Source organism: Candidatus Tisiphia endosymbiont of Myopa tessellatipennis, from assembly GCF_964031105.1.
Lineage (GTDB): Bacteria > Pseudomonadota > Alphaproteobacteria > Rickettsiales > Rickettsiaceae > Tisiphia.
Map to the genome: position 1 here is coordinate 408880 of NZ_OZ035005.1, position 19040 is coordinate 427919.

A 19040-nucleotide genomic window follows, 5' to 3' on the forward strand; every position below is an offset into this window, starting at 1 on the left:
TACTAGTCATCCTATTTACCCAAATTTAGATATTTAAATAGCTCTGCTTCCGGAGACAACACAAAAGAAGTATCATCTTTCTTTAAAGTATTTTTATATACTTCCAAGGATCTATAAAATTTATAGAATTCTGGATCAACAGAATAAGCAAGATTATATATCTTAGCTGCCTCCATGTCACCATCACCTTTTATGATTTGAGATTGCATATAAGCTTCAGCAAGTAATATTTTACTTTCTTTGTCAGCTCTTGATCTTATGCGAGCCCCTTCTTCTTGGCCTTCAGCTCTTATTTGGGTAGCTTCTTTTTCACGAGCAGTTTGCATGCGGCGATAAATTGCTGCACTATTCTCCTTCGGTAAATCAGCTCTTAAGATTCTAACGTCAATTACATCAAGTCCAAAATTCTTTGCTTCCTCATTAACCTGATTTAAGATATTTGACATTATGTCAGACCTTGCACTTGTAAGAAGACTAGTCAAAGGTAATCTACCTATAACTTTTCTCATTGAAGATTCTAGGTTTTTATTAAGTCTAATTTTAACACCTTGGTAGTTATGTACAGTTTTGTAAAACATCACAGGATCAACAATACGAAATTTGGCAAAAGCATCTACGATTACCCTTTTTCCATCAGAAGCAGTTAGCTCTTTTGCTTCTGCCTCTACATTTAAGATACGTTTATCAAAAAATTCAACATTTTGAATAAATGGAATCTTTATATTTAATCCTGGACTTTCAATGGTCCTCATTGCCTCACCAAATTGAAATACCACAGCGGAATGGCGTTGATCAACAGTAAATAAAGCACTGGTAACTGATAATAATAATCCGAAAACTACGAAACTTATATAATAAATTGTCTTCATCCAGCACTACTCCTTAATTTTATTTTGCTGAATTGCCATATGTGGCAAAACACCATTAGTACCCATAATAACTTTGCTGGTATCCGTTAGAATATTTTCTATAGCTTCTAAGTAAAGGCGATCCTTAGTTATTGACTTATTAGCAACATATTGTGTATATACAGCAGCAAACCTTTTGCTGTCTCCTTCAGCTCTTGAGATAACCTCTTGTCTGTAACCTTCTGCTTCTTGAACAATTTTAGCCGCCTGCCCTCTAGCTTTAGGTAAAATATCATTATTATAGGATTGTGCTTGATTTATCTCACGTTCTTTATCAGCTTTAGAAGTTTGTACATCCCTGTAAGCATCAATTACTTCAGCTGGCGGTTCAGCTTTTAGTAACTGCACTTTCTCAATACCAACACCAGCATTATAATGATCAAGTATTTTCTGTGTTAAAGCTTCAATCTTATTAGTGATTTCTTGTTTTTGGTCTGATAATATCGAAGAGATAGGAGTATTGCCTATAACTTCTCTTATAGCACTTTCAGCAGCTGTTTTTACAGAATCTTCTGGATTAACAATATTAAAAATATATTTTTCTAAATCAGTAATATGCCACATTATATCACAATTTAGTGCAACAATATTCTCATCGCCAGTAAGCATAGTACTTTCAGCAGCCACAGCTTTGGTGTTGTCCATATTAGACCTAAGGCTACTTGTTGATCTATAGCCGATCTCAATTCGGCGAGACTGGTTTACCTTCTCAACTACTACCTGTTCAAACGGTAAGGGAAGGTGATAATTCAAACCAGGGAATCCTTTACGAACGAACTTACCAAACCTCATTACTGCAGCTTCCTCTCCTTCCTTAACTTCATAAACTCCGGAGGCAAACCAAACAGCAACTAACGACAACAAAACTAACACCATTATGTTATTGTTGAAGCCAAACTTATTATAGAAATCATTAAGGTTAAACTTATTTTTTTTCCTTGGTCTAGTAAATATATTATATTCACTTTTTTCTTCCTCTTCAGAATCTCCCCAAGGGGATTTTTTTAGAACTTGAGTATATATTCGATTAAACATTTTCTGCTATTGCTATTTTGTTAATTTGTATACTATATCACTAAATATAGTTAGCACTAATACTATTTGATAAAAAAATTTAGTACATTATTATATCTTGTATATCTAACCGCGTCAAGGCTCGTTACTAAAAAATCAACACCTGTATTATAACATTTCTAGCATCTGAGGCTTATGAAAATATAGAAGTACTAGAACTACATGAACCTACTACTAGATTAATGCTAAAATTACTCCTGAAGTAAGTAGAGTGTAAATTGTAAGCAGTGTTTGATCCTCTATTGTAATCACATCTGACCTACCTCTTGCAATAGTAAAACCCTGATGAGGTATGGATTGTGGGGATTAAACTATGAACTTATACCATTTCCCAAAACTAAATTGCTACTCGGAGTACGAGTGTCGAACACCTGAGTGCATAACTGTCGAAAGTTAGTAAGATTTTTGCCATAATAGTTAATCCTATTTCAAAAAAATCTTATAATTTGCAGCTAAAAAGTTAAAATAGAGTAATTTAAATTTTGTTCAGAGCCTAGATATATGACACCAGTTCATTTCATCTTCCTAAAAATACAATAACCAAAACTACTCCACTGAAAGTTCAGAACAACAAAAATATTAACCATCAAAAACTATAATAACAATTTTAGCGACTGTTACTAGATTAACATTATTCTAAAAAACTTAAAAAAATTCCCTTTACTCTGCGGAAAAATAATTGTATTCATGCAAGATGATACTACGTGGTGTGGTGTTCAGCACCGAGGTTAGAAGACAATCGAACAAATTACAATCTAACCTCAGTGTCTATTTTTCGCAAAACAAAAAACAGGAGTTAATTTTATGACTAACGATGTTAAAAATCAACCACAAAATAATTTTACAAATGAAAAAATAAATAATATCATTAATATTGCGGCACAAATATTTAAAGGAGTTTTGCAGAGCAATAATATAACTTATATAGAATTTATCGCAGTTCGTATAGGTTTAGAAGGAATTGAAATACTTAGCAAAGTTTTAGAAGATAATAAGCTTATAACCGCAATACGTCTTTGCAACAACGATATTGACCTTGAGGAACTAACTATGCTTCAAACCGTTAGAGAATAATCATAGTGTGATTAATATAGATATTGGGTTTAATAATATTAGGTGTTCAGGGGCTAATCATACTAGCTGAATTTCTAGCAAGTGATAAAACCATAAAGCAAATAAGTCTTATAGGCAATGATATTGGTGATGAAGGGGCGGATATACTGGCAGGAGTTCTAACAAATAATGAAAATTGTAAAGCAAGTGGATATTGGTAGCAATAATATTACTGATAAAGGAGTAATAACACTGGTGAGACTTCTAGAGTTTAATAATAAAATTACAAGCAAAATAATAATAGAGTTCACAGATTATGACAATGAAAATATTAGTTATCAAGTAGAAGAGCTGTTAACTGAGACTCTAGAAAGCCATAACAAAACTAGGGGTAGAAAATATTTTATTTAATTTAATGTAGAATTAAAATAACGAAAGAGGCATTTTATGGAAGATATTGAAAATTGGCAGATAAAGTTTAAATCTTGCGAATATTCTGCTAAGTTACTTAGTAAATTGATTTCACTAAATGAAAAAGTAACTCACCCAGTAGATATCAGAGAAATTATCAAAGCTATCTATTATGCTAAGAAATATCATGGTAGTCAAATGCGGCAATCAGGTGAACCATGTTACTCACACCCGATTGAAGTAGCTTATATGTTCGCTAGCTATACAGCTCAAGCAGTTCACCAATTGTTTAACACTAACATGATCGTTACCAGTTTACTACACGACACGATCGAAGATACAAAACTTACCGAAGAGATGATTACTCAAATTTTTGGGAGTCTAATTGCTAGCCAAGTGGAAGCTCTAACAAGAATCAAGCCTTATGGCAAGATTAGTGCTAAAGAGACTCTAGATTTATTAATTCAACAAGAAAAATATGATGTAGCATTGATTAAAATTTTTGATCGCATTCACAACTTACAAACTCTAGGAGCTAGATCACCTGAAAAGGCACTGAAGGTAGTTAAGGAAACTATAGGATATTTTATAACTCTTTGTATTCGCTTAGAAATACCAACAGCCGAGCAACAATTAGTAAATCTATGTTACAAAAATTTGCCTATTAACTCCATACCGGCTCTAGACTATACAGTTTTTTGAGTGGATGATTTTAGCTATTTTCGTCAGGTTTTCAAAATGCAATAATCCGTAAGTAAAACCAATGATTATAGGAATTATAATAAACCATATCCCCCAATTGCCAAAACACTCAACAAGGTAGACAAAACCAAAAGCACTAATAACATATATCATAGCACGAGATACAGAAAATGTCATGCTAGCATAGGTAAAACGTTTAAATATAGGAAAGCTTTTTAAACAAATAGGAGTAGCAGGGTTTAAGCATTGTTTCCATAAGACTATAAAAAATTGAATAAAAAATAACTGATAAGGAGAATTAACATTATTCAATAAATACGGACAAAATATCATAAAAATAGAAAATATTAGCAGTGTAATTTTTATGATTAATAATGGATATACTTTTAAACTTAAATAACATAATATTAATGTGATTAACAACTCCATTATACAAACAATAAAATTATGCTTAATAATTTCGGGTACTGTGTAACCAAAGCTAGTTTTTAAAATATTACCACAATATATATAAATAAAATAAACACATACCGGTAAGGCACATTGTAGTAAAAAGAAAGCTATTACAGTTTTGTTATTAACTTTTTCTTGCCAAATAGGATCGTTTTTTAAAATATTTATATCTGTATTAGTTGTTTTAAAAACTTTCTTTATTCGACGTTTGGCATCGGCAAATTCTGGGGCTTCTCTAAGTTTTTTTCTTGCAACAGAACCAACAAATGCAATTATTGCACCAATCCAAAATGCTATACGCCAATTAATACCATAACAAACAACAAGTGAAGAAATTGCCAAAGCTCCTACTGTTCCTAGGACAGCACAAGCCCCTATCAATCCAACACTTGCATATTGTATTGGGGGCGCAAGCATTTCAGTTAAATAAAGTTCTGCCCCTACTATTTCGCCCATAGAAGACATACCTTGAACAGCCCGGCAGATAATCGCTATCCAAACCGCTACGATTCCTACTTGTTCGTAAGTAGGAAGATTAGCCATAACAACGCAAGCAGATGACATCATGAAAGTTGTGATGATAACTGTTGATTTACGCCCTATATTATCACCTATCCATCCAAATATTAAAGCCCCTAATGGTCTAAGTAGGTAAGTTGTACAAAAAGCACCTGCAGAATACAAAGCAGTAGTGTGTGGATCAGTTTTGGGAAAAAATAATTCATTAAGAACCCCTGCCATATGAACGTAAATCATCAAATCAAAATATTCAAGGAATGTGCCTATTGATAGTAACCTCACAGCTTCTTTTTGTTCTTTGTTTAAACTTCTTTGTTCTTGAGGATACCCTATCATTTTTCTTACCATCAATAGCTTGACTATTAATGATAGCAAGAAAAAATAATATTAAAAGTGAAATAATAATTTTCAGTTGACAATATCACCGAATATTTAATAAAGCCTAAATAGTCTAGGAGATACCTCTTTGACATATTCACTATATATTTCAGGATAATCACCTTTGAACTTTGGTAGGTCAAAGGTTTTGTGGGTAGCATGCTTCCACGATACAAGAATATGATCACCTTTTTTTAGGTAAACATGGAATTGCATATAATTCATCACTTCTAACTTTAAGCTATCTTCCTTGCAGAGTAGCTGTTGATGTATCTCTTCCAGCTGATTCAGCTCTTTCACTTTTTCAGCTATTGCGTCATTTGCTTCAATAATATTTTGGCTATCAACATTATTGCTAGAAATAGCGTAGTGTTTCCTTGCCTGCTCAACAGTTTGGGGCATAGTTTGGGACACAGTTTGTGGTATTACCTCAGGGGTAGTGGAAGTCTGTTTTATAAAGAACGCCGTAAAACCCATATGTCTTTAGCGTGTGGGATGTAAGGCGTTACTTACCTTGAGTTTCAATATATCGTCTAATTGTATCGGCATTAGCTTCGACAATCGAGCAAACAAAATAACCATCCGACCAAAAAGTATTTTCTTTCCAAAATTGTCGTTTTAAATATTCATAGTGTAACTTCCATATTCTGTATGTAGATATTGATTTTAAGCGATTAACAATAGAACTAATGGCAAATTGAGGAGTGAATATATAAATATGATCTTGGTCAGTTTCGATGATGTCGATCGAGAAAGAAGAGTTTTTAGATACCTCAAAAATAATTTGTTTAATATTATCTGAAATCGCTTTGGACAAAAGCTTTTTTCTATATTTACAAACAAATATTAAGTGTATTTTTATGCTGTATTTACATCTGTTTTTTGAAATATAGTTTGACATCATACCACAAATTATTATACTATATGCTATGATAGTATAATTTAATAATAATGCAAACTAATTTCGCTTACAAATATCGAATATATCCGACTAAAGAGCAAAAGCAATTACTCTCTAAACACTTTGGTTGCGTGCGTTTTGTATGGAATTATTTTTTAAACGAAAGAAAGGAACACTATTTAAAAAATAAAGAAGAAATAGAAGCAAAAAGGATAAAAGGTAATTTAAATTATTACGATAATGCCAAACAACTAACCTTGCTAAAACGAGAAAAAGAGTGGTTAAGAGATTGTAATTCTCAAAGTCTACAAGCAACCTTAAAGCATCTTGATAGTGCTTATAGAATGTTCTTTAGGAAGACTCATGCTTTTCCTAATTTTAAGGATAAAGATGCTAAACAGTCTTTTACAATTCCACAACATTTTAAATTAGAGGATAATAAAATACACTTTCCTAAATTTAATGAGGGAATAAAAGTTGAAGAACATAGAAAATTACAAGGTAAATTTGTAGTAGCAACATTATCTAAAAGCACTACAAATAAGTATTACATTTCTATCATTGTTGAGAAAGAAATACAAACCTCTTCGTTAATAGAAAAATCAATAGGTATCGATTTAGGAATAAAAGACCTAATAATTTGTTCTGACGGTAAGAAGTATCACAATATCAGATCATTATCTAATTTAGAGGACAAGTTAAGATATAAGCAAAAACAATTATCAAAAAAAGTAAAAGGAAGCAATAACAGAAAAAAAGCTAAGCATAAAGTGGCTATTGTTCACGAGAAAATTAAAAATACTAGAAGCGATTATATTCATAAAATTACTAAAGCAATTATCAACGAAAACCAAGTAATAATTGCAGAAGATCTACATGTTAAAGGTATGATGCGAAACCATAAGTTAGCTAAAGCAATTAGCGATGTAGCGTGGCATGAGATACATAGACAACTTGAATATAAAAGTAAGTGGAATGGTAGAGCCTATCATATAATAGATCGGTTTTTTCCTTCTAGCAAAATGTGCAGTTTTTGTAATTTTGTTAATGATCAACTGATGTTAAATGATAGAACATGGAATTGTCCAAGTTGTGGTACTCAATTAGACCGGGATTTAAACGCATCAATAAATATACTAAATCAAGGTCTAAACAATTTACAGGCGGTAGGGATTACCGTCTAAAGCTTGGGGAGCTGCCCGTTCTAACAAGGAGCATTGAAGCAAGAAGCCAAATGGTCTTTAGCCGTTTGGTAATTCACTAAGCAAACTTTCGGTTTCATCTTCTGCCGTAATATCTGATAGGTGCAAACTAGCTAGCGAGGTTAGGCTTTGGCTTAAATCTTTACTGCTCTCAAGACTACTTAGTTTGTCAGAACTATTAACAGAGATGATGTATTTTAGCTTTCTAACATTATAAGTAATTCTTTTTATTAGGTTCTTCAGATTATCTCTACCAACTCGGCTACCTAAGTTCCAAGGCAAGACTATATAATTACCCTCGTCCTCAGAACTCATGGCTATTTTAGTGAAAGGATGCCCAGTACCCAAATAAAAGCTTAGTGCTGCTTTAGAAAATTCTATAATTTCAGTGCCGCTCGCAGTGATTATATGCAGTTCTGCTTTTTCTACCTGATTCGGTATGAAAATCTTATCGCCTAAGTGAAATTTAGCGATATCCGGTAAATGATCACTATTACTTGAGTAAACATTTTTCATGATTTTCGATATCTTATGACTTGTTAAATTTGACAGTAATTTTTCGTATTTTTTGCATATAATCCCCTGTAGTATCTGTATTGTAGGGTAATTATTATATCATAAAAAATCACAATTTGCATTAAGTGTTGTGATATTTTTACATCATATTTTCACTAATATAAGTTAAATTGTTTTTCAACTTAACTTAGCAAATATTTGTTACTTAAAAACTATATAACAAAACAAAAAAACTGTTGCCTGTTAAAGGTTTTTATGTCAAAACACATTAAGGAACTCTCTAAAATTAGGTAGGTAAAATGACTACTAAACATTTGAAGCATGACCAAATTTTTCGCAAAGTAATGGAAAATCCACTAGTAGCACATGAATTCTTAAACGCTCATTTGCCTAAACATATTAAAGCTCTGATAGATTTTCCTAGTTTAAAATTTGAAAACACCAGTTTTATAGAGCAAAATCTAAGAGATTCTATCTCTGATGTGTTATTTTCTGCTAAGTTTGATGGTAAGGACGGTTATCTGTTTTGCCTTGTTGAGCATCAAAGTTCGGCTGATCATTTTATGGCATTCCGTTTGTTACGATATATGGTAAATATCTGTGATAGATATTTAACTACAAATCCTAAGGCAAAGTCTTTGCCATTAATATACCCACTAATATTTTTTAATGGTGCGGGGAATTATAATGCCTCTCGTAATTTGTGGGAACTTTTTGAAGATAACCTACTAGCTAAAGAGATTTGGACAAATGATTATCAAATAGTTAATGTTAATGATATTCCTGATGAGCAGTTAAAGCAAAGGGTGTGGTCTGGGATATTTGAGTTTTTTGCAAAACATATAAGAGAACGCGATCTACTTACAAGATGGCAAGAAATAGCCGATATGTTACCTGAACTAGTCAAGGTAAGTATTGGCTATAACTATATAGAGCTGCTACTATGCTATACGTTGACAAGAATAAATAAAGAGGATAAACATAGAATTAGAAAAGCTATTAACAAGTAAGTTAAATCAGGAAACAGGTACAAGTCTTATGGATAGTTTGGCACAACATTGGGAACAAATAGGAGAAGCTAAATTAATAAGAATGTTAATGAGTAAAGGAAGGTCTGTTAATGAAATAGCTGCAATGACTGGCTTACCTATCAGTAAAATTAACGAGCTATTAAAAATGGATATTCAAGGGGAAAGTCCGAAATAATAGAAACAATAAAAAATGCCTTAGAAGGATAGAAGCTACTTGGTAGGTAATCAATATTTGTTAAATTGAAACTATAAAATTCAATTTAGACTTTGTCATGTAGCTGTATAATGCGAGAATCGTTATTTATTGTTTTTGGTTTACTAGAGAAAAAACATGAAGGTATAAAGTTCTTGGTATAAAGCAACCCTTCTAAAAACGAGGACTCCACCGGCATTGTTGCAGTAGTTTTATTAATAAAGTGGACGGCTTTTAGCAAAATATATTTTTCTCTTTCATTTACAACAAAAGCAGCCTTTTCCTCAAAATACTTTTTGTTAAGCTTTTCGGGATTAAGCATATACCATTTTTGGTCTAGCTCAGATTCTTCCAATTTTTGATAGTCTTTAGGCTGGAGATCAAAAAAATCTGATTCTAATATCTCTGCTTTTGCGTATTCATAGAGTACTTGGATTCCTCTACCTACTTCTAAAAAACCAAACATAGTACTTATATTTTTAATTTCTTTAAGGAATAGAAAAATGATATCAACATTATTACAAGTAATAGGAAACTATTTTTTTAAGAGTTTTGCAAGCATAATATTGAACAAACAAATAAATGGAGTTATATATACATGATACAACCCTTGTATTTTATTCATAATTCCTAATCAAAGAAATTCCGTCTCAATTCTACCAACCATTGGTGACATTAACCGGTATTGCTCCTCCGTTCTAATTTGCACCTCAGTGGCAGTCATTTCTTTATTTTCCTTCTGCATCCTAAATATATCGATATAGAATGCCTTATATATGGCATCGCGACATTGATTTTGTTCTATCTCAGTAGGTATAAGATTTTCCATACCAGTTAGGGGCATTATTTTATCCGCCATGCCATTATGGTAAAAGTTAACACTACCCAGAGGAGGCGATGGAATCGCCTCCTCGCAATGACCTTGGTTATTTTTCTGCAACTTTTAAACTGTCATGATGAATTCTAAAACCGCTGCCTCTTTGAACTTTCGACAGCTCTGACCTACGATTCCTGAAGACGACAACGCAATTCTTGATTTTCATCGAGTATACCCTGCAAGGTCTTTTGTTTATCTTACTTTACCCATTCTAGCTGTTGGTATAGGTTTTACTGCTACAGGTTTTACTATAGGTTCTAACAATATTTCTTTAATTTTTAGGCTTTCAGCTACAACCTTTTCTGTGTCATCTATCTTAGCCAATTTTTCAGGAGTAATTTTATGCATCAAATGCTTCGATAAACTAGGGAGTCCTATTTTTTCACAAAAATTTGCTGCCTTATAACATATCTTCTCTACATTAGTTAAATTAGGGGTCGTCATTACCATTAGTTGAACTGTCTCTGCAACATCCCTAAGATAATATGGATCTTGCTTTATTTTCTTAACATCTTCATCAGTAAGGTAATTTTCTTTTTTAAGATGGGTCAATAATTTGTCATAAAAATTCTTTAGTTTTGCCATAACATTCTCGTTACTTGCTGTTACTGTTTCTTTTATGAAATCCTCAACTTTCTTTCCAAAAGATTCAAGACGTTTGTCTATATCTGCAACATATTCTGTTGGGTTCAAACTTGTTACACTTTTTTGAACCTTCGACACCGAGACTTCTACCTCTTGCCATTTACCATCTTGACTCTTTTGCCATTGTTGTTCTTGAACAGTTGTTGTTACAGGTTGAGCAGGCACTTTAATTTGATAATCATGTTCGCTAGCCCACTGTAAAGCACTTTTTCCTTCAATTTTAATATTATAGTGAGCTGCATAGGCTACCGGGTCTTTAATAAGAGATTTAGCAAAAGTTTCTAACCACTGACCGTTTTTAAATTCAGGCGATACATCACTAAATTTAGCCACTATGTCTGCTGCTCTTGCTACCTCTTTCATATTATTGAGGTTTTCCTTGATATGTTCTTTATAAAATGTGCTTAATTCATTAAAATCATTAATTTGCTTTTCTTCAAATTTATCACCTTCAAATCTAGCTGTTACAACGAGACCTTTTGGAGAGAACCCATGTTTTTTCAATTCATCAACTTTTTGATCAATTATAGCATCTATCTGCTGATCATCTAACTGACCTATCATTTGCTTTAATGCTTCACTATATTTTTCAATGTTAAATGATAAATTACCTGCCTTAATAGCTTCAGTATAGTTAACTCCCTTATGTGAAAACATTTTATGTGTTGCCTCAATCATAGCACCAAAATCTTGGTGAAACATTGCAAAAGATCTACCGTGATCTATTTTAGTTACAGTCTTCCCATCCTGCACCATCAAATTACCGGCATGATAATCCAATTCCCCTAACATATGACAAGCAGCAATAACCTTTTCAAACCCTTCTAATTCTTTTAATTTTTGATCATTTTTTCCAATGCTAGTAGTATAAGTACCCTTAGCAAATTCTGCAAGCTTATATCTTAAAAACATGTTATAAGTAGTTGTAAGAGGGTGACTTGAAGCAATCTAGACTGAAATAGTCGTGAACAGAATAAGTACCCTCTATCGTTAAGTTTGCTTTGAACAAATTGCAGAAGGTACTGCAGTACAGTAGCCTTGCACAATAAGATGAAGGAGATTATACTATGAAAAAAATAATAGGTCTAGATGTAAGTAAAAAATGGCTTGATGTATGTATATATATTTCAAACAGTAAACCGGAATATCATCGTTTTGCAAATGATAATTTAGGTCATGAAGAGCTTATAAAATTAACAAAAGAGCAAAAAATTGAGCTAATAGTGTGCGAACCCACAGGAGGCTACGAGGATGAAATTTGCCAAAAATTATATAGTAATGAGCAACGGATTCATAAGGTAAATACCTATAGTTTTAATTCATTTAGTAAGTCAGTAAATTTTTGTAAAACGGACAAGCAAGATGCTTTTAAATTAGCGTATTACGGTGATAAGATGCAACTTACAGCAAATTATATACATCAAATTGAATCAGAAAATTTGAAGAGATATCAGCAAAGACGGGAAGATTTAGTATTGATGCTTAGTAATGAAAAAAAGAGGTTGCATAATAGTGTCGATGGTATTGACAAAGAAAGCATAGAAACATTGATGGGATGCTTACAAAAGGAAATATCTAAAATTGATGATAAATTAAATGAGATAATAGATGGATCAGAAGAACTACAAGAAAAAACAAAAATATTAGAAACTGTACCTAGCATTGGCAAATGTCTAGCTAGTAAATTAATTAGTTTTTTACCTGAGTTGGGAAATAAAAATTATAGCGGCAACGAATTATCAGCTATGGTTGGAATAGCGCCATATGCTCGAGATAGTGGTAATAAACAAGGTCGAAGATTCATTAGAGGAGGCAGAAAGATACCACGAGATGCACTATATATGGCAGTACTAACAGGTAAAAATGGCTTTCAATATTTAAAAGCTTTATATGACAGACTTATTAATAATTTTAAACCTAAAAAAGTTGCGACAGTAGCTTGTATGCGTAAATTACTGGAAGTTTGCCATAAGCTTATTCAACAAAAACGTGTATTTGTTGTTAATCAATAATATTTTTTATTTATATAAAATACAGATAAAAAATATTTAATTTTTTTAAAAAGATAATTGCTGTTAATTGTATCATATATGTTGTAAATATATTCCATCAATTTCAATGTGATAAATTGTACAGCAAGTTTGCAAATCAGAATGCCCTCGTTAAATGAGGAGTTTGACGATGTCATTTACACTCCTGATAAATAATACTGCTCAAATCACTAGTTACGTTGGGATAAGGTTATAATTTAGAGGTCTATCGGCGTTATACATGTCAAAAATCACCATAAGGGATTATTTATACGAACTTTGAGATTGTAAAGATGCTCTACTGATACTAGGCTAGTGGAATTTAGGTTCAGAATTAGCAAACAAACTTTCCTACTTTTTAATGATTTTTATTATTAATATTCAAATTTAAGTTGAGTTATTTTTGCTTATTCTTTATAGTTATTCGTAATAATATGTTTTATACGTACCGTTAGGGCATAATTTATTTTTCAACAGTTTCATTATATGAAAAAATTTTTAACATTATTCATATTACTAATTATTTATAGTAATACTTTTGCTCAAGAACAAGTATCTAATTTAATCACTCCAGTTAGTTATTTTGTCAATCATGATCAACAACTTAAAATCCTTGATGAGCATTTAAATAAATATAGACAAGCAAGTATAGTTGGTACTAGTGGTATAGGTAAAACTCAGTTAATTAGGATGTATAGTTATGAGAATAAAAATAATTATGATCTAATTTGGTTTTTTGATTGTAACCTTGATTTTGATGAACAATTTGTTAAATTAGCAAAACAACTAAATATGGTTAAACAAACTAATATATCTGAAGAAGTTGCTTTAGCAAAAAAAGAAGTAATATCATATTTAACTGCTACTAATAAGTGGTTATTGGTGTTTGATAATTTAAAAGTTAATGAAAATAAGAAAGTACAAGATTTAATTGATTGGGAGCATAATGGTCAGGTCGTGTTTTGTTCGCAAGATAATGAAAAGTTATCTAATATTATAGCAATGCCCCTACTTGATGTGTCTACTATTGTAGCTTTAGCTAATAACTTATTAGACAATAAAAATAACAATAATATCGAATTTTTAACGCAATCTTTTAGTGGTTATCCAATATTGATAGTGCAAGGAGCTCAATTACTTAACAAAGTTAAAGGTAATTTGCTAATCATATTTTCTAAATATATTTTATTATTATCACCATTTAGTTCCATTATTTTATTGCTAACTATATCATGCATTTCAAAAATAGGGTTATCTTTGTTAGGATCAATATTACTGATTAGCATAGATTTAGATAATTGATATATATCATCATCTAAAGTATCTTTATGATCAGTAATGGTGCTAAGAAGCTGTTTCGAGAAGCTTTGGTTATTTAATAAAGCTATTTTATTCAACAACTTTATTGCACTTGGTTTTAATTCTTGAATAACCATGTTAATATTCGTTGCTATTTTATCAGTCGATTGATAAATTTTCTTTTTATATTCCTCTTTATCTAAACCTTTAACTTTGTTAAGTAATTGAGCTCCTTGCACTATCAATATTGGATAACCACTAAAAGATTGCGTTAAAAATTCGATATTATTGTTATTTTTATTGTCTAATAAGTTATTAGCTAAAGCTACAATAGTAGACACATCAAGTAGGGGCATTGCTATAATATTAGATAACTTTTCATTATCTTGCGAACAAAACACGACCTGACCATTATGCTCCCAATCAATTAAATCTTGTACTTTCTTATTTTCATTAACTTTTAAATTATCAAACACCAATAACCACTTATTAGTAGCAGTTAAATATGATATTACTTCTTTTTTTGCTAAAGCAACTTCTTCAGATATATTAGTTTGTTTAACCATATTTAGTTGTTTTGCTAATTTAACAAATTGTTCATCAAAATCAAGGTTACAATCAAAAAACCAAATTAGATCATAATTATTTTTATTCTCATAACTATACATCCTAATCAGTTGAGTTTTACCTATACCACTAATACCAACTATACTTGCTTGTCTATATTTACTTAAATGTTCATCAAGGATTTTAAGTTGTTGCTCATGATTGACAAAATAACTAACTGGGGTGATTAAATTAGATACTTGTTTTTGAGCAAAAGTATTACTATAAATAATTAGTAATATGAATAATGTTAAAAATTTTTTCATATAATGAAACTGTTGAAAAATAAATTATGCCCTAACGGTACGTATAAAACATATTATACGAATAACTATAAAGAATAAGCAAAAATAACTCAACTTAAATTTGAATATTAATAATAAAAATCATTAAAAAGTAGGAAAGTTTGTTTGCTAATTCTGAACCTAAATTCCACTAGCCTAGTATCAGTATTATGCAATCTAAATTATTTTCAACTTAACTTACGCGAATTAGGGATAAGAATTAACTAATTCTTATCCCTAATTGGGGTAACTTGATGGTGGTTGAATAAGGGCTAGATTCCGCATCAAGGCTAGGATGATATTTTTATACGAATGATAACTTTTGATTGCAGGAGGTAATTTATGCAGTAAGGATTACACCTGTGAGACTATCTTGTATAGTTCACTGAATAAAGTTGCAAATTCAATTTGCTCAAAACCTTTCCTAGGGATGACTATCATTGCCCAACTATTTTGTTTGAATTTTGATTCCTTGCTTAGCAGTCTAACTAAATGCCTAATGCGTCTTTTGATTTTATTACGAATAACAGCGTTTCCTAACTTTTTTCCGACTTTCATGCCAAAGAGTAATGTATTTGACGAATTATATAAAATCTCACTAGATTTCTTACATAAGTTGTCAATATTACCTTTTACATTTAGTTTTGCAAAGAGTTTAGTAGAATTCTTTGCTATTATTGTGATAAAATAAGGACTATGGAACTTTTTTCCTAACTTATTAACTAGGTCAAATTCTTTCTGATTTTTTAGGGATGAGATAAGCACTTACTACGCTGATAATTTTTTTCTGCCTTTTGCTCGGCGTTTCCTTAAAATTTCTCTACCGCCGACAGTCGCCATTCTTGCCCTAAATCCATGTCTTCTTTTTCTTACTAAATTGCTAGGTTGAAATGTACGTTTCATAAATTCATATCCAATACGAAATAATATATTTCTTTATAGTCAGATAATGTTAAACTGTCAACTTAAATAACATTATTTAAAACTAGGGTATAGCTATATTTCTCTCTTATTATCTTTAGTCTTTAAAAGATCTTGTTTTAATTTTAAGTTATTATTTTTACTAATAATAGATCTATAAACTTGCAGATTTTCCAAAACACGTTGAGCATAATTTCTAGTTTCATAATATGGTATTAGTTCAATCCAATCAATTATTTGTCGTAAATTTTTAAAATCACGAGGATCACCAAACAGATTAATCCATCTTGTGATTCTACAAGGACCAGCATTATAAGCTGCAATGGCTAAAAGATAATTACCATTATATAGTTGTAAGTATTCTTTAAAATGATTAGTACCTAGCATAATATTATATTTAGGGTCAGTAGTTAATTTTTTAATATGACATTTACAGCCAATAGATTTAGCAATATCACAAGTTTGTCTTTCTAAAACTTGCATTAGACCCTTAGCGTTGGCTGTACTAATTACGTATTGATTAAAAACCGATTCCTGTCTCATAATACTGTATGTTAAAGCTGGTTCTAGGGGGCTATTTTTTACTGCCTTAGTATAAGGGGTAGGGAAAGCATAATCCTTAATAAAAGTATGATATTGACAAGCAGTTTTTGCTACCTCTACTGTATGATAAGTATTGCCCCTTGTACTAATTATATCGGTAATTAATAAAATCTCAGAGGGTTTTGATGATTTTTCAATAGCCGTTTTAGCATATAACAGAGCTAAATCATGCTTACCATATTTAATTAGATATTTTATGGCTCTAATAATTTCACTATTTTCATTATTATGCTTAGTGGAGGTAGGCTTTTGTGGTAAAATAGGGTGATACCTGTTAATTTCTATATTAGCCAATTGCCCATAAAAAGTATAAGAATATTTACTCGCCATATGATAAAATTTATTCGCTTGCTCTTTATCCCCTTTGGCTTCGTAGGTTCTAGCTAACCAATATTGCCCCCTTGATACGCTTAATGGCTTGGCTGCAACTTTCATAAATTTGTTAAAATGACTTAAAGCAATGTCAGGCTTATGCAAAAATCTAAGGGCAAGCCAGCCACTAAGCCATTCTGCTTCTCTTACATGTTCGGGATCAACAGTAATTGGCATGCTAATTATCTTATAACTACTAGCAAAATCTTTCTGATCAATAAATTCTCTAGCATAATAAGATTGCACACGAGCCCAACAGGCGGAATGTATTTTATCTTGCTTTACTTTTTTAAATAGAGCAATAGTTTGGCTGGTAGGAACCTGTTGTTTCTTGGAATCCAAATAGTGAAATAATAAAGCTGGGGTATAATATTTTTCTGATACTTCTTGAAACAGTTTCTCACTATCACTGGATTTATTTAATATAGCAATTTGAGCAATAAAATTTTGTTTATAGCCATTACTCACATAATACATATATTTTTTTGCACTACACGTGTTCCCTGCCCATAAATATTCATCCATTTTTTTTACATGATCTTCTTCACACAATATATTTTTGAAATTACTCAAATAGTTGCTTTCTTCTGCTTGCGTGAAGACCCCATAAATCCAACCACTTTTTATAATCTTTGTTAATTTTTGTGGATCTTTTATTAATTTTCTACTGGCTAAAGCATAAAATTTGTAGCCTAAGGCAGTAATTGGTTCGTTTTCACTAAACCAGTTTACAATTAAAGCTTGGTCTGTGTCATAGTTTAAATATTGTTCTGCCATCTCTTTTAGTTTATCAACTTGTGACCAGTGGGGATTGTTTTGTATAAATTTTATTATCTCTTCAAAGCTATTTTTCTTATAATTCGGGTCTAAGAATCTTTGAGACATAATAATTTTGATTAAGGCTTTATCTTTTGAAGACTTTGCCATCTTCTCACAATCTTGCCATGCTTTTTTGTCTAAATGTATAAAAGTTTCTTTAATACAGTCTAATGCCATTGACTCTGATATTAATAAATTTAGAATGATTAAAACTATTGACAGTATTGTTGGAATTCTCATAATCGGCAGTGGATAAATTAAATTATTATGGTATTATTATGAATAGAGCATTTGTCTTTCCAGGTCAAGGGTCACAAATAGTTGGTATGGGAAAAGAATTCTACGATAACTTTCAGGTGGCAAAAGAAACATTTGAAATTGTTGATGATACTCTTAGAAGAAAATTAAGTCATATTGTTTTTAATGGACCAAGTGAAGATTTAACTTTGACTATCAATGCTCAACCAGCACTAATGGCAGTGTCTATGGCAATATTGAATGTCATTAAACAACAAACAAATAGAAATATTACTAACCTGTGTTTATATGTTGCAGGTCATTCTTTAGGAGAATATAGTGCATTATGTGCAGCGGAAAGTATCAATCTACAAGTAGCTACACAATTGCTAGCAATACGTAGTAAGTCTATGCAAGAGGCTTATCCAGTAGGTGAAGGTTCAATGGCGGCGTGTATAGGTATTCCTCTAGAAAAGCTTGAAAAGATCGTAAAAGAGTTTACTAACCTTGATATAGCCAACGATAATATAGACGGACAAATAGTCATCAGTGGTGAAACTATAGCAGTGGAGCAGGTAATATCTATCGTAAAAGATTTGGGCTATAAAGCTATTAAATTGAATGTAAGTAGTCCTTTTCATTGTAGTTTGATGAAGCCAGCAGAAGAGCAAATGGCAAAGGCTTTAGACAAAGTAGTAATTAATAAACCATTTGTTCCGGTGGTACAAAATGTTACAGCCAAACCAACCACTAACCCTATAGAGATAGAACAAAACTTAATCTCACAGATTTGCGGTAGAGTGAGGTGGCGTCAAACCTTAAACGAATTGGAAAATCTGAAAATAGAGCAAATAGTTGAAATAGGTGCAGGTAAGGTTCTAACTAATATGCTAAAAAAAACTGACCATAAATTTGATTTGATTAATATTTCGAGTCTTGTAGAATTAGAAAAATTTTTAAAAATTATGTGATTATGGTATTAGTGCTAAGACAAAAATCTGCTATG

Annotated in this window: 20 protein-coding genes and 1 pseudogene; 8 read left to right on the top strand and 13 right to left on the bottom strand. The window is 31.4% G+C overall.

Going from position 1 to position 19040, the window contains the following annotated elements:
- Positions 1-11 precede the first annotated feature (11 nt).
- Both hflC and hflK read right to left on the bottom strand, forming a co-directional pair.
- Entirely contained in the window at positions 12-869 is an 858-nt protein-coding gene (hflC, locus tag AAHN03_RS02025) for a protease modulator HflC (protein WP_341755183.1), read from the bottom strand.
- A gap of 6 nt (positions 870-875) precedes the next feature.
- Positions 876-1943: an FtsH protease activity modulator HflK gene (gene hflK / locus AAHN03_RS02030; protein ID WP_341763004.1), complete on the bottom strand. Its 1068-nt coding sequence runs from the start codon at positions 1941-1943 to the stop codon at positions 876-878.
- An 843-nt stretch (positions 1944-2786) separates the two neighbouring features.
- Here hflK and AAHN03_RS02035 point away from each other — a divergent pair.
- Genes AAHN03_RS02035 through AAHN03_RS02050 form a run of 4 tightly spaced genes read left to right on the top strand, consistent with a single transcriptional unit; the run spans position 2787 to position 4148 of the window.
- Positions 2787-3056 (top strand): hypothetical protein, encoded by a 270-nt coding sequence (locus tag AAHN03_RS02035; protein ID WP_341761970.1) that lies wholly within the window; start codon positions 2787-2789, stop codon positions 3054-3056.
- A gap of 23 nt (positions 3057-3079) precedes the next feature.
- Entirely contained in the window at positions 3080-3256 is a 177-nt protein-coding gene (locus AAHN03_RS02040; protein ID WP_341763002.1) for a hypothetical protein, read from the top strand.
- On the top strand, positions 3225-3446 hold the full coding sequence (locus AAHN03_RS02045) for a hypothetical protein (RefSeq protein WP_342278939.1): 222 nt from the start codon (positions 3225-3227) through the stop codon (positions 3444-3446). Before AAHN03_RS02040 ends, AAHN03_RS02045 begins: the two co-directional genes overlap by 32 nt.
- A 36-nt stretch (positions 3447-3482) precedes the next feature.
- Positions 3483-4148 (top strand): HD domain-containing protein, encoded by a 666-nt coding sequence (locus tag AAHN03_RS02050; protein WP_342278940.1) that lies wholly within the window; start codon positions 3483-3485, stop codon positions 4146-4148.
- Here AAHN03_RS02050 and AAHN03_RS02055 read toward each other — a convergent pair.
- The 3 genes from AAHN03_RS02055 to tnpA all read right to left on the bottom strand — a co-directional run bounded on the left by AAHN03_RS02055 (position 4128) and on the right by tnpA (position 6402).
- Positions 4128-5456 carry an MFS transporter gene (locus AAHN03_RS02055; RefSeq protein WP_342278941.1) on the bottom strand — a complete coding sequence of 443 codons (1329 nt, stop codon included), beginning with the start codon at positions 5454-5456 and terminating at the stop codon, positions 4128-4130. The genes AAHN03_RS02050 and AAHN03_RS02055 overlap by 21 nt on opposite strands.
- 96 nt (positions 5457-5552) lie before the next feature.
- Positions 5553-5975, bottom strand: coding sequence for a hypothetical protein (locus AAHN03_RS02060; protein ID WP_342278942.1), 423 nt, complete (start codon positions 5973-5975; stop codon positions 5553-5555).
- A 28-nt stretch (positions 5976-6003) separates the two neighbouring features.
- On the bottom strand, positions 6004-6402 hold the full coding sequence (gene tnpA / locus AAHN03_RS02065) for an IS200/IS605 family transposase (RefSeq protein ID WP_342278943.1): 399 nt from the start codon (positions 6400-6402) through the stop codon (positions 6004-6006).
- Between the two features lie 47 nt (positions 6403-6449).
- Here tnpA and AAHN03_RS02070 point away from each other — a divergent pair, with 47 nt between their 5' ends.
- Entirely contained in the window at positions 6450-7583 is a 1134-nt protein-coding gene (locus AAHN03_RS02070; RefSeq protein ID WP_342278944.1) for an RNA-guided endonuclease TnpB family protein, read from the top strand.
- A 57-nt stretch (positions 7584-7640) separates the two neighbouring features.
- Here AAHN03_RS02070 and AAHN03_RS02075 read toward each other — a convergent pair whose 3' ends face one another.
- Entirely contained in the window at positions 7641-8117 is a 477-nt protein-coding gene (locus AAHN03_RS02075) for a hypothetical protein (RefSeq protein ID WP_342278945.1), read from the bottom strand.
- A 299-nt stretch (positions 8118-8416) separates the two neighbouring features.
- Here AAHN03_RS02075 and AAHN03_RS02080 point away from each other — a divergent pair.
- A pseudogene (locus AAHN03_RS02080) lies at positions 8417-9323 on the top strand (Rpn family recombination-promoting nuclease/putative transposase).
- A gap of 85 nt (positions 9324-9408) precedes the next feature.
- Here AAHN03_RS02080 and AAHN03_RS02085 read toward each other — a convergent pair.
- The 3 genes from AAHN03_RS02085 to AAHN03_RS02095 all read right to left on the bottom strand — a co-directional run bounded on the left by AAHN03_RS02085 (position 9409) and on the right by AAHN03_RS02095 (position 11775).
- Positions 9409-9807, bottom strand: coding sequence for a hypothetical protein (locus AAHN03_RS02085; RefSeq protein WP_342278946.1), 399 nt, complete (start codon positions 9805-9807; stop codon positions 9409-9411).
- 168 nt (positions 9808-9975) lie between these two features.
- Entirely contained in the window at positions 9976-10281 is a 306-nt protein-coding gene (locus AAHN03_RS02090; RefSeq protein ID WP_342278947.1) for a portal protein, read from the bottom strand.
- Between the two features lie 129 nt (positions 10282-10410).
- Positions 10411-11775 (bottom strand): hypothetical protein, encoded by a 1365-nt coding sequence (locus AAHN03_RS02095; RefSeq protein WP_342278948.1) that lies wholly within the window; start codon positions 11773-11775, stop codon positions 10411-10413.
- 155 nt (positions 11776-11930) lie between these two features.
- On the opposite strand from AAHN03_RS02095, the gene AAHN03_RS02100 reads away from it, so the two are divergent.
- Positions 11931-12875: an IS110 family transposase gene (locus tag AAHN03_RS02100; protein ID WP_342278931.1), complete on the top strand. Its 945-nt coding sequence runs from the start codon at positions 11931-11933 to the stop codon at positions 12873-12875.
- Positions 12876-14023: 1148 nt separating this feature from the next.
- Here AAHN03_RS02100 and AAHN03_RS02105 read toward each other — a convergent pair.
- The 4 genes from AAHN03_RS02105 to AAHN03_RS02120 all read right to left on the bottom strand — a co-directional run bounded on the left by AAHN03_RS02105 (position 14024) and on the right by AAHN03_RS02120 (position 18040).
- Positions 14024-15064, bottom strand: coding sequence for a hypothetical protein (locus AAHN03_RS02105; RefSeq protein WP_342278949.1), 1041 nt, complete (start codon positions 15062-15064; stop codon positions 14024-14026).
- 372 nt (positions 15065-15436) lie between these two features.
- Positions 15437-15847, bottom strand: a complete 411-nt coding sequence (rnpA, locus tag AAHN03_RS02110) for a ribonuclease P protein component (RefSeq protein ID WP_342278950.1) — start codon at positions 15845-15847, stop codon at positions 15437-15439.
- Positions 15848-15850: 3 nt separating this feature from the next.
- Entirely contained in the window at positions 15851-15985 is a 135-nt protein-coding gene (rpmH, locus tag AAHN03_RS02115) for a 50S ribosomal protein L34 (RefSeq protein WP_341748129.1), read from the bottom strand.
- A gap of 93 nt (positions 15986-16078) precedes the next feature.
- Complete coding sequence (locus AAHN03_RS02120; protein WP_410521352.1) at positions 16079-18040, bottom strand: lytic transglycosylase domain-containing protein; 1962 nt, start codon at positions 18038-18040, stop codon at positions 16079-16081.
- 35 nt (positions 18041-18075) lie between these two features.
- Between AAHN03_RS02120 and fabD the strand changes: the two genes are divergently transcribed.
- Positions 18076-19005 (top strand): ACP S-malonyltransferase, encoded by a 930-nt coding sequence (gene fabD, locus AAHN03_RS02125; protein ID WP_342279155.1) that lies wholly within the window; start codon positions 18076-18078, stop codon positions 19003-19005.
- Positions 19006-19040: the final 35 nt, after the last annotated feature.